Here is a 14,510-nt window from a genome sequence, read left to right on the forward strand (position 1 = left end):
GCGGCGTGCAGGACGCGGAGTGGACCGGGTATCGGCCCGGCCGTTGCGCGACGGGGCCGCAATTGGATGCACCCGCCGCCTTGCGGTCCGTTTCGCGGTCTGTTTTATAGCCGCCAATGCAGAATCACACCGGATGCCGACTGCCGCCTTGCGAGCCGATCCGCAGCCACTTATATAGCCCACAGAGGTTGCCCGGAAGCCTTTTGACCGGGCGAAAGTCAATGTCAGTGGGGATCGGCCGGTGTTATAGCCGGCGCATCCGGACGCCGCTCAGGGTTCGGGCGATCTGCCTAGAGGAGAATGAACATGGGTAAGGTCATCGGTATTGACCTCGGCACGACGAATTCGTGCGTGTCCGTCATGGACGGCAAGACACCGAAAGTCATCGAGAACGCCGAGGGCGCGCGCACCACGCCGTCGATCGTTGCGTTCACCGATGACGGCGAGCGTCTCGTCGGCCAGCCTGCCAAGCGTCAGGCCGTCACCAATCCGGAAGACACGTTGTTTGCGGTCAAGCGCCTCATTGGACGGCGCTACGAGGATCCGACGGTCGCCAAGGACAAGAAGCTCGTGCCTTACGAGATCGTGCGCGCCGACAACGGCGATGCGTGGGTCAAGGCCGGCAGCGAGAAATACTCCCCTCCCAGGTTTCCGCCTTCATCCTGCAGAAGATGAAGGAAACGGCCGAATCCTATCTCGGCGAGAAGGTCGAGCAGGCGGTGATCACCGTTCCGGCCTATTTCAACGACGCCCAACGCCAGGCCACCAAGGACGCGGGCAAGATCGCCGGCCTGGAAGTGCTGCGCATCATCAACGAGCCGACGGCGGCGGCCCTCGCCTATGGTCTCGACAAGAACGACGGCAAGACCATCGCGGTCTACGATCTCGGCGGCGGCACGTTCGACGTGTCGGTGCTGGAAATCGGCGACGGCGTGTTCGAGGTGAAGTCCACCAACGGCGACACCTTCCTCGGCGGTGAAGATTTCGACATGCGTCTGGTCGACTATCTGGCCGGCGAGTTCAAGAAGGAACAGGGCATCGACCTGAAGGGCGACAAGCTGGCCCTGCAGCGGCTCAAGGAAGCCGCCGAGAAGGCCAAGATCGAGCTCTCCTCCGCGACCCAGACCGAAATCAACCTGCCGTTCATCACCGCCGATGCGTCGGGTCCCAAGCACATGACCATGAAGCTGACCCGCGCCAAGTTCGAGGCGCTGGTCGACGATCTGGTGCAGAAGACCATGGCTCCGTGCAAGGCGGCGCTGAAGGACGCTGGCCTCAACGCCAGCCAGATCGACGAAGTCGTCCTCGTCGGCGGCATGACCCGCATGCCCAAGATCCAGGAAGTCGTGAAGGGCTTCTTCGGCAAGGAGCCGCACAAGGGCGTGAACCCGGATGAGGTCGTCGCCATGGGCGCCGCCATCCAGGCCGGCGTGCTGCAGGGCGATGTCAAGGACGTGCTGCTGCTCGACGTCACGCCGCTGTCGCTGGGCATCGAGACGCTGGGCGGCGTGTTCACCCGCCTGATCGACCGCAACACGACGATTCCGACCAAGAAGTCCAACACCTTCTCGACCGCCGAGGACAGCCAGAGCGCGGTGACCATTCGCGTGTTCCAGGGCGAGCGTGAAATGGCGGCGGACAACAAGATGCTCGGCCAGTTCGACCTGGTCGGCCTGCCGCCCGCACCGCGCGGTGTGCCCCAGATCGAGGTTACGTTCGACATCGACGCCAATGGCATCGTCAATGTGTCGGCGCGCGACAAGGGCACCGGCAAGGAGCAGCAGATCCGCATCCAGGCATCGGGTGGTCTGTCGGATTCCGACATCGAACAGATGGTCAAGGACGCCGAGGCGCACGCCGAGGAAGACAAGGCGCGCAAGGAAACGGTCGAAGCCAAGAACCACGCCGAGGCGCTGGTCCACTCCACCGAGAAGACTCTCCAGGAGCACGGCGACAAGCTTTCCGAAGCCGACCGGTCGACCATCGACGTGGCGATCGGCGATCTGAAGTCCGCGCTGGACGGCGATGACGCCGAAACCATCAAGATCAAGACCCAGGCGCTCGCCGACGCGTCCATGAAGCTTGGCGAGGCGGTCTACCACGCCAGCCAGGCGGAAGCCGCGGACGAAGACGCGGAAGGTGCGGGTCCTGCCGAGGACGACGTGGTCGACGCGGACTTCGAGGAAGTCGACGACGACGACAAGAAGTCGGCGTAAACCAACGCCTCGCGCCGCGGCTCGACTTTCAGGGCCGTCCCGCTTGTGAACCAAATCCCGGGCGTCGCCAGCGGCGCCCGGGATTTCTTATTTCTGGTTCCCGGCCGCGGCCCAGGTCACGGGCTCATCACCTGACGGGATCTCTAGAGCGTTTCCTTGTTAAATGGACCCATTCTGCGGAGATGAATTTTGTCGAGGATCAAGAGGATTGGCGAAGGGCATATCGCGGATATGGCCGAGACGAGCCTCGCCGATAATCGGGAAAATTCATCCCGCCCAAAGGGTTGGTCGAAACCGGCCGTCCGCCGCGTCAACGGCCTCCGCCGTAGCGTGGGCTACGCCGTTCGCCCGTTTCCTCGCGGATCGAACCGGTTTGGACCAACAGAATTGATCCCATTTAACAAGGAAACGCTCTAGGCTGTAGTGACAATTTAACATCACTGGGGATTCCCTTTGAGGCGCAAATCAGATTCAAGGCTGACTTTTGGAGGTCGGCTTTGGAAGGCGAAGTTCTACGCGACGATCAATGGGAGCAGATCAGGCCGTTTGTTCCGGGCGGCCTGAAGGGCAAGCGCGGCCCGCGCAGCGACGGCCGACGCTTCTTCGATGCGATTTTGTGGCTGGCGCGTTCCGGAGCGCGCTGGCGGGATCTGCCGGAGGATCGCTTCGGCCCCTACCAGACCGCCAAGCGGCGCTACTACCGCTGGATCGAGGCGGGTGTGTTCGACCGTTTGTTCGAGGCGATCGCGAGCGATCCGGACATGGAATGGCTGTCGATCGATGCCACCGTCATCCGCGCCCAGGCGCAGGCCGCCGGAGCGCGGCGTAAAAGGGGGGCCTGAAACCCAGGCTCTCGGCCGCTCCCGCGGCGGCTTCTGCACCAAGCTGCACGCCGTCGTAGACGCGCTCGGTCTGCCGGTGCGCTTCGAGCTGGGACCGGGTCAGCAGAACGACATGGCGCCCGCTTGCGAGCTGATCGAGGGCTTGGCGGTGACACAGGTGATCGCCGACCGCGCCTATGATGCCGACCGGCTATACGAGCTCATTCTCGAACAGGGCGGCGAGCCGGTCATCCCGCCGCGCCGGCATCGCAGATACCAGCACGACTACGACAAGATTGCCTACAAGAACCGGTGGGGCATTGAGGGCTTCTTCGCTAAGCTCAAGCAGTGGCGCCGCATCGCAACCCGCTACGACAAGCTTGCCGCCAACTTCCTAGGCTTCGTCAAACTCGCCAGCATCATGCTCTGGCTCAAATGATTAAATTGTCACTACAGCCTAGGCAAGAACACATTGGTGTGCGTTTTTCAGCGGCAGGGCGTCTGCGTCCGCAGGCAGATGCGCACGCAGACGGGCGGTCCCGTACCGGGAACGTGCACGCGTCATCAGTACTGTGCAGGGGCGCCATATGAATACCGTTGAGACGATCGCCGAACCCTATGGCGCGTATCGCCTTGGGCGGGCGCTCGAAGGAATTCGCCGGGTCGGAAACCGGCTTCCCGATACATTCGCCGGCCGCCGGCTGGCTTCCGTGATCCGCAAGCTTTGCCTGCGCTGCGGCGGCGCGGGGCCATTCGACATTCCGCTGTTCGAGCGGCAGCATGCCCGCGTCTACCCGCGCACCAACCGCTGCGAGAAACGCGCCTTCTCCGGAATGCGCTCCTGGGACCGCGCCGAGCGCGCGTTCCTGCGGGGTGAAATCGAGACCGCGCCCGCGGGGCGGCCCTTCGTCTTCGTCGATGCGGGCGCCAATGTGGGTTTCTATTCCCTCTTTGTCACCGATGCGGCGGCCTGTCTCGACCGGGCGACGACGGTGCTGGCCATCGAACCGGACGCAGTCAATCGCGGCCGGCTGAGCTTCAACATTTCGGCGTCGCAGGCCGAGATCATCGCCGTGTGCCCCGACGCCCTGGGTGGTGCCGAACGGTTCGCCGTGCTGGTTGACGGCGAGAGCAATCGCGGCGAAGTTCGCCTGTGCGGCGCAGCGCGACCTGCGGCCGCTGATGGCGTGGTGCGGCGGGTGCGCGTGCGGCTGCTGGGCGATATACTGACGCAGGCCGGCATCAGCCGTATCGATGTTCTGAAAATGGACATCGAGGGCGAGGAGTTCGAAACGCTGCAGGCGTTCTTCGCCAAAAGTCCCTTCGCGCTGTGGCCGGGGCACATTGTTCTGGAGGTTGGCCGGTCGGGAACGTCCAAGGCCTTTGAACTTTGTCGCGCCAATGGCTATATGCCTGCCATGTCGGCGCGCATCAACTCGATCCTGCGCCGTCCGGCTTCGCCGCCGGCCACATTAGACGCATAGACGCTGGACGCTTCATGGCCAAACAAGATTTCTACGACGTGCTGGGCGTGGCCCGCGACGCCGATGAAAAGGTGCTCAAGAGCGCCTATCGCAAGCTGGCGATGAAATTTCATCCCGACCGCAATCCCGATGACGCAGCCGCCGAGGCGCAGTTCAAGCAGGTCAGCGAGGCCTACGACGCGCTGAAGGATCCCAACAAGCGCGCCGCCTACGACCGCTTCGGCCATGCCGCGTTCGAGAACGGCGGTGGCGGCGGTGGACCCGGCGGCTTCTCCGGCGACTTCTCCTCCACCATGTCGGACATCTTCGACGAGTTCTTCGGCATGGGCGGCGGCGCCCGGCGGGGCGGCGGGGCGGCGGACGCGAGCGCGGCGCCGATCTGCGCTACAACATGGAAATCTCGCTCGAGGACGCGTTTACCGGAAAGTCGGTGGAGATCGAGGTCCCCACGTCGGTCACCTGCGAGGGCTGTTCGGGCAGCGGCGCCAAGCCCGGATCGAGGCCCACGACCTGCGGCACCTGCGGCGGTGCCGGCCGCGTGCGCGCAAGCCAGGGCTTCTTCACCCTCGAGCGAACCTGTCCGTCATGTCAGGGGCGTGGCGAGATCATCGCCGACCCTTGCGCCGAATGCGGCGGCACCGGCCGGCGCACCCAGGAGCGCACCCTGTCGGTCAACATTCCGGCGGGCATCGAGGACGGCACCCGCATACGCCTGGCCGGCGAGGGCGAGGCTGGCGTGCGCGGCGGCCCCTCCGGCGATCTCTACATCTTCCTGTCGATCAAGCCGCATGCCTTCTTCCAGCGCGACGGCGCGGACATCTTCTGCCGCGTTCCGGTCTCCATGACCACGGCGGCGCTCGGCGGCCATTTCGAGGTGCCGACGGTGGATGGCGGCAAGACGCGCGTCAATGTCCCCGAGGGCACCCAGGCGGGCAAGCAGTTCCGGCTCAAGGCCAAGGGGATGCCCGTGATGCGTTCCTCGCAGCATGGCGACATGTACATTCAGGTGACCGTGGAGACGCCGAGCAACCTGACAAAGCGGCAACGCGAGATCCTGCGAGAGTTCGAGACCGCGTCCAGCCATGAGAACAACCCCGAGACCACCGGTTTCTTTGCCCGTGTGAAGGACTTCATCGACAATTTCGGCGCGTGACGGACGGTGTCGGCGCCCGCGCCCGCTCGCGCGGGTGGTATGCAGCAGTGGCGCGGGCCATTTGAAAGCTGTCATTGCTATAGACGGCAAGGCGCCTATATCTAGAAACCCTTATTGATCCCGGAACGCATTGATGAACACCTCGCCGGTTATTCATGCCAAGAAACTCTCCTCCAAGCTGCTCGACGAGGCCCGGTTTCTCCGGAGCTGGCTGGAAAGTCCTCTCAAGACCGGCGCCGTCAGCCCCTCCGGGCCGGCGCTGTCCAAGCGCATGGCGGAGTTCGTGGACGGCTGGCGCGACGGTCCTGTTCTGGAGCTCGGACCGGGAACCGGGGTCGTCACCAAGGCGCTGATCGATCGCGGCATCGCGACGGAGCGCCTCATCGCGCTGGAGTACAACCGCGACTTCTGCGAGCTGCTGCAAAAGCGCTATGCCGGCGTCCGTGTTGTGCAAGGCGACGCCTACAACCTGTCCGCCACCTTGCCGGACACCGTGCCCGGTTCCCTGGCCAGCATCGTTTCCAGCCTGCCGCTGTTCAGCCGCCCGCCGGCCGAGCGCCGCAAGCTGCTGCTGCAGGCGCTCGACCTGCTGGAGCCGGGCGCGCCGTTCATCCAGTTTTCCTATGCGCTGGTGCCGCCTGTTCCTTCCGAGCCGGCACTGTTCACCGTCGAAGCGTCCAACTGGGTGCTCGTCAACCTGCCGCCCGCCCGGGTCTGGACCTACCGCAAGGTCTAACGATGGCTCCGGTGTGAGTTGATGCGCGGGTGCAGGCCTGTTTGTATCCGATGCGCCATGCCGACCATCCGTGGGAGCGATGCGAATGCGTAATCCGAAAATTCTCGTTTTCGCCGGATCCAACCGCAGCGGTTCGTTCAACGTCCGGCTTGCGGACATGGTGATGAAGGAACTGGTGCAGGCGGACGCCGAGGTCACCCGCATTTCGCTCGCCGACTATCCGCTGCCGCTCTATGACGCGGATCTGGAAGCGGCCAAGGGCGTGCCGGAACACGCGGTGGCGCTCAAGCGGCTGTTTCAGGCGCACAGCGGCGTGTTCATCGCAGCACCCGAATACAACGCCTCGGTGACGCCCCTGCTGAAGAACGCGCTCGACTGGATCAGCCGCGTCGCGGAACGCGGCGAGGCGCGCAACGCGGCCTTCAAGAACCGGGTGTTCGCCGTCGGCTCGGCAAGTCCGGGACAATTCGGCGGCATGCGCGGACTGATGACCCTGCGGACCGTTCTCGAGGTCGGTCTGGGTGCCCTGGTGCTGCCCGAGCAGGTCTGCGTGCCGCACGCCGGCGACGCGTTTGCGGAGGACGGCAGTTTTCGCGAGGAACGTGTCGCAACCGCCCTGCGAACCCTGGCGCGCCGGCTGGTGCGCGAGGCCTCGACCTACGCCGACGAACTGCTCGGCTAGCCGGTTTGCAACCCGGATCGAACCGCATACATATGACATGCAAGGGAGCTTGCCTGCGACGATCAGAGCGGGCGTCTTGTCCCATGCAACGACGACAATGGCCGCGGCAGCGCGGCGGGAGCGGACATGAGCGATGAAATCCAGGCCGGGGTCTGGCACGGCACGACGATCCTGACGGTGCGCAAGAGCGGCCGCGTGGTGATCGCCGGCGACGGACAGGTCACTCTCGGCCAGACGGTGATCAAGAATTCGGCGCGCAAGGTGCGTCCGCTCGGCAACGGCGGCGTGATCGCCGGCTTCGCCGGCGCCACCGCCGACGCCTTCACGCTGTTCGAGCGGCTGGAAGCGCGCCTGGAGCAATATCCCGGTCAGCTTATGCGCGCCTGTGTAGAGATGGCCAAGGACTGGCGCACGGACCGTTATCTTCGCAGGCTCGAGGCGATGATGATCGTCGCCGATCCGAAGCTGTCGCTGGTTCTCACCGGCACAGGCGACGTGCTCGAGCCCGAAGGTGGCGTCATGGGCATCGGCTCCGGCGGCATGTACGCGCTGGCCGCGGCGCGCGCGCTGATCGACACCGATCACGACGCCGAGACCATCGCCCGCAAGGCGATGGAGATCGCCGCCGAGATCTGCGTCTACACCAACACCAATGTCACCGTGGAGAGCCTTGATGATACCGCGTGAGCAACTCAACAGCGCGGTGACCGCCGGCATCCTGAGCGCCGCGCAGGCCGATGCGCTGGCGTTCCATCTCGACCCGGCGACAAAATCCCATGATCCCGAAGAGGTCCGGTTTGCGCGCGGCTTCCACGACATCTTCATTTCCATCGGCATCGGCATCCTGCTGATCGGCGCCTATTACGGGGTCGCGGGGGTGCTGCCGGCGGATCTGGCGCAAGCCGGCCCGGCGCCCTTCGTGGCGGCCCTGGTCTGGGGCTTGCGGAAATCTTCGTCGCGCGGATGCGGCTGGCCCTGCCGGCGATCCTGCTGGCGCTGGCCTTTGCGCCGCTTGTGGTGGTGGCGGTTCTGACGCTCGATGGCCGGACCGGCAGCGTGTTTGCGCATTTCAACACCGGCACGAATGAGGGGCGGCGGTTGCTGTTCCTGGCGGTGGGCGCCGGGCTCATCGCCACGCTGGCGTTCCAACTGCGCTTCAAGGTGCCGATCACCTATGCGGCGACCGCGGCGATGGCGGCGGCCCTCGCGCTCTCCGCTCTGGACTGGGCCTTGCCCGGCGTCGTCGAGGCGAACCTCGCGGCACTGACGCTGGTCGCCGGTCTGGCGGTCTTCGCCGCCGCCATGGCGTTCGACGCGCGGGACGTGCGCCGCACGAGCCTGAACACCGACAAGGCCTTCTGGCTGCATCTGCTGGCGGCGCCGATGATCGTGCATTCCAGCCTGTCGATGCTGGTTGGCAACAGCGCCGGCGGCAACGGCGCCTTTCTCGTCGTCGCGCTGGTCTGCGTTCTGGCGCTGGTTGCGCTGATCGTTGACCGGCGCGCCTTGCTGGTCTCGGGCCTGGCCTATCTCGGCGTTGCCATAGGCTCGCTGCTGAAAGGCGCCAATGTCGACGAGACCGCGCTGTTCGCCGGCACGCTGGTGATTCTCGGGCTGATCGTCCTGATGCTCGGCTCGGGTTGGAGCTCCTTGCGCGCCCTGCTGATGCGGCCTTTTATGGGCACCACGCTTGCCGCCTATCTGCCCGCGGCCCTCCCCGCCGCAACCACAGCCGTCAGGAATGATACATGACCGAATTGACACCCCGGGAAACCGTCTCGGAACTTGACCGCTATATCGTCGGCCAGCATGACGCCAAGCGCGCCGTGTCCATTGCGCTGCGCAACCGCTGGCGGCGGCACCAGATCACAGGGCCGATGAAGGACGAGGTGCTGCCGAAAAACATCCTGATGATCGGGCCGACGGGCGTCGGCAAGACCGAAATCTCGCGGCGACTGGCCAAGCTGGTCAAGGCGCCGTTCATCAAGATCGAGGCGACGAAATTCACCGAGGTCGGCTATGTCGGCCGCGACGTCGAGCAGATCGTGCGCGATCTGGTGGAAGCGGCGATCGCCATGGTACGCGACGAAAAGCGCAAGGCCGTGGAGGCCAAGGCGGAGATGCAGGCGGAGGAGCGCGTGCTCGACGCGCTGGTCGGCGCCAGCGCCTCGCCCGCGACCCGGGAAAGCTTTCGCCAGAAGCTGCGCGACGGCCAGATGGACGACAAGGAAATCGAGATCGAGGTGGCCGCGCCCGCCGGCATGCCGAATTTCGAGATCCCCGGCATGCCCGGCGCCAACATCGGCGTGATGAACCTCTCCGATGTGCTCGGCAAGGCGTTCGGCGGCGCCAAGAAGAGCCGCCGCGTCACGGTGCGCGACAGCTACAAGCTGCTGATCAACGAGGAATCCGACAAGCTGCTCGATGAGGAGCAACTGGTGCAGGAGGCGATTCGCCTCGCCGAGGACCACGGCATCGTCTTTCTCGACGAGATCGACAAGATCTGCGCGCGGGAAAGCCGATCGGGCGCCGACGTTTCGCGCGAAGGCGTGCAGCGCGATCTTCTGCCGCTGATCGAGGGCACGGTGGTTTCCACCAAGCACGGACCGGTGAAGACGGACCACATCCTGTTCGTCGCCTCCGGCGCCTTCCACGTGTCCAAACCCTCGGACCTGCTGCCCGAGCTTCAGGGCCGCCTGCCGATCCGGGTCGAGCTGAAGCCGCTGACCCGCGAGGATTTCAAGATGATCCTCACCGACACCGAAGCCAGCCTCATCAAGCAGTATGTGGCGATGATGGCGACGGAGGATGTGACGCTGGAGATCACCGAGGACGCGATCGACGAGATCGCCTCGATCGCCGTCGACATCAACTCATCGATCGAGAACATCGGCGCGCGGCGGCTGCAGACGGTGATGGAGCGGATTCTGGACGAGATCTCCTTCACCGCCTCCGACAAGGCCGGCGAGACTTTCGTTGTCGACGGCGCTTATGTGCGCGAAAACATCGGCGATCTGGCCAAGAACGCTGATCTGTCTCGGTTCATTCTCTGAATTGCTGCAATTGCCGCAGGTCCGAGCACACGTTTGGACTTGCCGGGCAATCGGGCGAATGGCAGCATGGCGGCATGGTAGGGCAGAGACGAAGTTTCGAAGAAGGCCATCGCCGCAAATTCCTGGTCGTCGTCGACGACACGCCGGAGTGCGGGCGGGCGCTTGTCTACGCGGCAATGCGCGCGGAACGCACCGGTGGCGTGCCGGTGCTGCTGTACGTGATCGCGCCGGGTGATTTCCAGCACTGGATCGGTGTCGAAAACATCATGCGCGCCGAGGCGATGGAAGAAGCCGAGACAACGCTGGCGCGGGCCGCCGAGCGGGTCAAGGCGATGGCGCGGGTCGAGCCTGAGACGGTGATTCGCGAAGGCACCCTGGCCAACGAGATCCTGGCGCTGATCGAGGAAGACGAGGACATCGCCATTCTCGTCCTCGCCGCGGGTACGTCGACCGAAGGGCCGGGGCCGCTGGTCTCCTCGTTTGCCAGCAAGTCGGCCGGAACGTTCCCGATTCCGGTGACGATCGTGCCGGGCACTTTGTCGGACGAGGAAATCGTCTCCCTGGCGTGACCGCGCGAGGGCTTCCAAGGATGCGCCTGCGGGGCCGGGGGAAAATCGGCGGAGCGTGGCTTGAAGCGGTTGCCAACGGCCATAAATAGACTAGAATGGAATAATTCCAAAGTGGAGCCTTGAGTGCGGGCCGACGATTGCCACGAGATGTTTTCTCGATCGCGTGCGATGCAAGAGGCCGCGCACGCCGTCGAGAGCGGGCAATCGAGACGGCGGACGGGCGCTTGAGGATTAATTTGCCGGAGCATGATCGGGCGGGCGACAGAGCCCCATGGGTCATGATCCCGCTCCCTGCCAGGGACCAAAACGATGTTTATCCAGACCGAAGCCACACCCAATCCGGCGACCTTGAAATTCATTCCCGGCCGGAATGTGCTCGAAGGCGAGACCCGCGACTTCCGCACCTCCGAGGAGGCGCATGTGTCGCCGCTGGTCGAGAACCTGTTCGAGGTTCCCGGCGTCGCCGGCGTCTATCTTGGACACGATTTCATCACCGTGACGAAGGCTGATGGCGATTGGCAGCACCTCAAGCCGGCCGTTCTCGGCGCCATCATGGAGCATTTCATGTCCGGCCAGCCGGTGCTGCGCACCGACAGCGCGGCGGAGAGCACGGACGAATTCTTCGAAAGCGGTGACGAGAAGACCGTCGAGATGATCAAGGACTTGCTGGAGACGCGCGTGCGCCCGGCGGTGGCCCAGGATGGCGGCGACATCACCTTCCGCGGGTTCAAGGAAGGCATCGTCTATCTGTCGATGCGCGGCGCATGCGCCGGTTGCCCGTCGTCGACGGCGACGCTGCGCCATGGCATCCAGAACCTGATGCGCCACTTCATTCCCGAAGTGCAGGAAGTGCGCGCCATGTAGGTGGTTGCGCGCGGCGCGCCGCACGCTGATAACTCTTCCACAGCCCGGCGTCGCAGGACGCCGGGCTTTTGCATGGCCGTCTCGGCGTGAAGCATCCGCTTGAGCGCGATCTGCTATACGAAGGGCGGCGTTGATCCCGCAGGATCCGCATGGCCTAGTGCCAGTGCGTCGTGGATGGCCGCAGGTTGACGTATTTGGAATCGTAATGAAGATCCTCGCACTCGACACCGCCAATGCCTGCTGCTCCGCCGCGGTTCTCGACAGCGGCGCGGATGGCGGCGGGGAAATCCTCTTCGCGCTCAGCGAGGAGATCGGTCGCGGCCACGCGGAACGCCTGATGGACATGATCGGCGAGGTTTTGGCGGACGCCGGACTGCCGCTTGCCGCGATGGACCGCATCGCAGTGACCGTCGGGCCTGGCAGTTTCACAGGCCTGCGCGTGGGCCTGTCGGTGGCGCGTGGGCTGGGACTTGTGCTCGGCGTGCCGGTGGTCGGCATCTCGACGCTGGCCGCCCTGGCCGAGGGTGCGCGAGACGGGACGCATGTCATTGCGGTGGCGCTGTCGGCGCGGGGCGAGGAAGTCTACGCCCAGGCATTCGATGCGGACGGATCGCCATGCGGCGAGCCGGGCGTGATGCTGCTGGATGCGTTCGCGACCGGTCTTCCACCGGATGTGCGGCTTGCCGGATCAGCCGCGCCGAGGCTCGCGGCGCTTCTGCACGCGGATCCGCCGGAGGCGGCGGCTGCCGCGGATATCGCGGCCGTGGCGAGGCTTGGATGCCGCGCCCCGAACCGCAAGGCGCGCCGGTGCCGCTGTATCTGCGGCCGCCCGACGCCAAGCCGCAGACCCGTTTCAAGATTGCGCGTCTTTAGCAAGCTAGGCCCCGTCGATGCTTGGATTTTGGATCCCCCGCATGCCCAAGGTGATCGAAGAGGCGCTGCCCGAGGACGCGGCGGCGCTGTCGGAGATCCATGGCCGCTCGTTCTCCCGCACGTGGAGTGCCGACGAGATCGCGTCGTTCGTCGCCGATCCTGCCGTCATGGTGCTGGTTGCGCGCCGCGCCAGCCCCGGCGGCACCCGCCAGCCGCTTGGGTTCGCCATTTTGCGGACCGCCGCCGACGAGGCTGAGGTGCTGACAATCGCGGTCGATCCGCGCCACCGGGGCCGCGGTTATGGCAGGATGCTGCTGGAAGAGGCCATCCGGCGGCTCTACGCCGACCGGGTTGCGGCGCTTTTCCTGGAGGTCGACGCCGCCAACAGGCCGGCGCTTGCGCTTTACCGCGCGCTTGGCTTTGCCCGTGTGGGCGAGCGCAGGGGCTACTATTCCGGATCGGGAGACGCAGGCGCGACAGGCTCCGGGACGGGTGCGGCGCCCATCACGCCGGAGGATGGCCTCGCGCTTGTCATGCGGTGCGATCTTCGCTAGAGCATTAGGCGTTTAGACGGACGCTCAGGTCGTGGGCTCCGGGACCGCTCGGCGGCACGCCCACATGACCGGCGCGCCGGCGGGCACTGGGTCGTTCGGGCGAACTGGTTCGAATGCAGTGCGGGTAGCGAACCGTGACGGACATCGCCTCATTGGAAGATCTGTGCGCCGCCAAGGGCATGCGCATGACCGAGCAGCGGCGCGTGATCGCGCGGGTCATCGAGGCCGCGCAGGACCACCCGGATGTCGAGGAACTCTATCGCCGCGCGGCCGACGTGGATCCCAACGTCTCGATTTCCACAGTCTATCGCACGGTGAAGCTGTTCGAGGATGCCGGCATCATCGAACGGCACGAATTTCGTGACGGCCGCGCGCGCTACGAGCCGGTTCCCGACGAACACCACGATCATCTGATCGATCTGCGGTCCGGGCGCGTCATCGAGTTCCGCGATGAGGAAATCGAGGCACTGCAGGACGCCATCGCCCGCAAGCTGGGCTACCGGCTGGTCGACCACCGGCTGGAACTCTACGCGGTGCCTCTGGACGGCAAGGCCGGCGCGTCGGATTCAGATGACGATGGAGAGAAGACGCCGTGATCGCGTCGCTGCGCGCCATCCTCGCGATTGCGGGACTCACGGTCGTTGCCCTTTGTCTGATGCCGCTGCAGTGGCTGGCCCTGAAACTCGATCTGCCGATGCAGCGCTGGCTTCCGTTGATCTTTCACCGCTGTGCGCTGGTCGCCACGGGCATGCGCGTGCACGTGCGCGGCGCTCCGGCCGAACACAGGCCCCTGCTGGTCACGTCCAATCATGTATCCTGGGGTGATATCATCGTGCTTGGCTCGTTGATGCCGCTGTCGTTCATCGCCAAGTCGGAAGTGGGGCGCTGGCCGGTGTTCGGTACCTTCGCGCGCATGCAGCGCTCCGTCTTCGTTGACCGCCAGCGTCGCACGTCGACCGGCCGCACGGCTTCGGAGATCGGCGAGCGCTTGACGGCCGGCGACGTCATGGTGTTGTTCGCCGAAGGCACATCGAGCGACGGCAACCGGGTATTGCCGTTCCGCTCGGCGCTTGTGGGCGCCGTGCATCACGCGATGGTCGGCGACGGCGACGCGCAGGAGACGCCTGGACGCGACGCGCGGGTCTGGGCGCAGCCGCTGTCGATTGTTTACTCGAAACTGCAGGGCATGCCGATGGGCCGGCAGTTCCGGCCGCTGATCGCCTGGTACGGAGACATGGATCTGGCGCCGCACCTGTGGGCCATCCTGCGCGAGGGCGCACTGGATGTGGAGGTGGTTTGGGGAGACCCTGTGCCGATTTCCGCCGACACCGACCGCAAGGCGCTGACCCGGGCGCTGGAGGCACGTGTGCGCCGCGACGTGCTGTCGGTGCTGACGGGCCGGGGGCCGCGCCACGCCGCCGCATATGATTCGGGAACGGCTGACACCGCGATGCATGCGGCGGACCGCGTCGTCGAGCCGTCATGAACGGTGCCTAGTGTCAAAG

Annotated in this window: 13 protein-coding genes and 3 pseudogenes; all 16 read left to right on the plus strand. The window is 65.3% G+C overall.

What is annotated here, in order from left to right; genetic code table 11:
• Window positions 1–306: 306 nt before the first annotated feature.
• The 16 genes and pseudogenes from dnaK (at window position 307) to D1F64_RS01625 (ending at window position 14,491) form a co-directional block, all read left to right on the plus strand.
• Window positions 307–2,216 (plus strand): annotated as a pseudogene (dnaK, locus tag D1F64_RS01550) (molecular chaperone DnaK).
• A gap of 497 nt (window positions 2,217–2,713) precedes the next feature.
• Window positions 2,714–3,476, plus strand: a protein-coding gene (locus tag D1F64_RS01555) for an IS5 family transposase (protein WP_117410987.1) whose coding sequence is annotated in 2 segments (ribosomal slippage) — window positions 2,714–3,045 and window positions 3,044–3,476 — 765 coding nt in all. Because the reading frame shifts where the segments join, the coding sequence is not laid out codon by codon here.
• A 148-nt stretch (window positions 3,477–3,624) separates the two neighbouring features.
• On the plus strand, window positions 3,625–4,521 hold the full coding sequence (locus D1F64_RS01560) for an FkbM family methyltransferase (RefSeq protein WP_117410988.1): 897 nt from the start codon (window positions 3,625–3,627) through the stop codon (window positions 4,519–4,521).
• Between the two features lie 14 nt (window positions 4,522–4,535).
• A pseudogene (gene dnaJ, locus D1F64_RS01565) lies at window positions 4,536–5,674 on the plus strand (molecular chaperone DnaJ).
• A gap of 133 nt (window positions 5,675–5,807) precedes the next feature.
• Entirely contained in the window at window positions 5,808–6,410 is a 603-nt protein-coding gene (locus tag D1F64_RS01570) for a methyltransferase domain-containing protein (protein WP_117410989.1), read from the plus strand.
• Window positions 6,411–6,495: 85 nt separating this feature from the next.
• Window positions 6,496–7,092 carry an NAD(P)H-dependent oxidoreductase gene (locus D1F64_RS01575; protein WP_117410990.1) on the plus strand — a complete coding sequence of 199 codons (597 nt, stop codon included), beginning with the start codon at window positions 6,496–6,498 and terminating at the stop codon, window positions 7,090–7,092.
• A 126-nt stretch (window positions 7,093–7,218) separates the two neighbouring features.
• Entirely contained in the window at window positions 7,219–7,779 is a 561-nt protein-coding gene (gene hslV, locus D1F64_RS01580; protein ID WP_117410991.1) for an ATP-dependent protease subunit HslV, read from the plus strand.
• Complete coding sequence (locus D1F64_RS01585) at window positions 7,766–8,125, plus strand: hypothetical protein (RefSeq protein ID WP_117410992.1); 360 nt, start codon at window positions 7,766–7,768, stop codon at window positions 8,123–8,125. Before hslV ends, D1F64_RS01585 begins: the two co-directional genes overlap by 14 nt.
• On the plus strand, window positions 8,056–8,844 hold the full coding sequence (locus D1F64_RS01590) for a hypothetical protein (RefSeq protein WP_117410993.1): 789 nt from the start codon (window positions 8,056–8,058) through the stop codon (window positions 8,842–8,844). The genes D1F64_RS01585 and D1F64_RS01590 overlap by 70 nt, the downstream gene beginning before the upstream one ends.
• The gene (gene hslU / locus D1F64_RS01595; RefSeq protein WP_117410994.1) at window positions 8,841–10,145 is read left to right on the plus strand and encodes an ATP-dependent protease ATPase subunit HslU; all 1,305 of its coding nucleotides are present in this window, start codon (window positions 8,841–8,843) and stop codon (window positions 10,143–10,145) included. The genes D1F64_RS01590 and hslU overlap by 4 nt, the downstream gene beginning before the upstream one ends.
• 74 nt (window positions 10,146–10,219) lie before the next feature.
• Complete coding sequence (locus tag D1F64_RS01600) at window positions 10,220–10,714, plus strand: universal stress protein (RefSeq protein WP_117410995.1); 495 nt, start codon at window positions 10,220–10,222, stop codon at window positions 10,712–10,714.
• Window positions 10,715–11,023: 309 nt separating this feature from the next.
• Window positions 11,024–11,578, plus strand: a complete 555-nt coding sequence (locus D1F64_RS01605; protein WP_117410996.1) for a NifU family protein — start codon at window positions 11,024–11,026, stop codon at window positions 11,576–11,578.
• A gap of 205 nt (window positions 11,579–11,783) precedes the next feature.
• Window positions 11,784–12,317, plus strand: a pseudogene (gene tsaB / locus D1F64_RS01610) (tRNA (adenosine(37)-N6)-threonylcarbamoyltransferase complex dimerization subunit type 1 TsaB); the annotation flags it as partial.
• A 175-nt stretch (window positions 12,318–12,492) separates the two neighbouring features.
• Complete coding sequence (rimI, locus tag D1F64_RS01615) at window positions 12,493–13,005, plus strand: ribosomal protein S18-alanine N-acetyltransferase (protein ID WP_248304575.1); 513 nt, start codon at window positions 12,493–12,495, stop codon at window positions 13,003–13,005.
• A 179-nt stretch (window positions 13,006–13,184) separates the two neighbouring features.
• Window positions 13,185–13,601, plus strand: coding sequence for a Fur family transcriptional regulator (locus D1F64_RS01620; RefSeq protein WP_117414345.1), 417 nt, complete (start codon window positions 13,185–13,187; stop codon window positions 13,599–13,601).
• Window positions 13,598–14,491, plus strand: coding sequence for a 1-acyl-sn-glycerol-3-phosphate acyltransferase (locus D1F64_RS01625; protein ID WP_117410998.1), 894 nt, complete (start codon window positions 13,598–13,600; stop codon window positions 14,489–14,491). Before D1F64_RS01620 ends, D1F64_RS01625 begins: the two co-directional genes overlap by 4 nt.
• Window positions 14,492–14,510 lie beyond the last annotated feature (19 nt).

This window comes from Breoghania sp. L-A4, from assembly GCF_003432385.1.
GTDB lineage: Bacteria > Pseudomonadota > Alphaproteobacteria > Rhizobiales > Stappiaceae > Breoghania.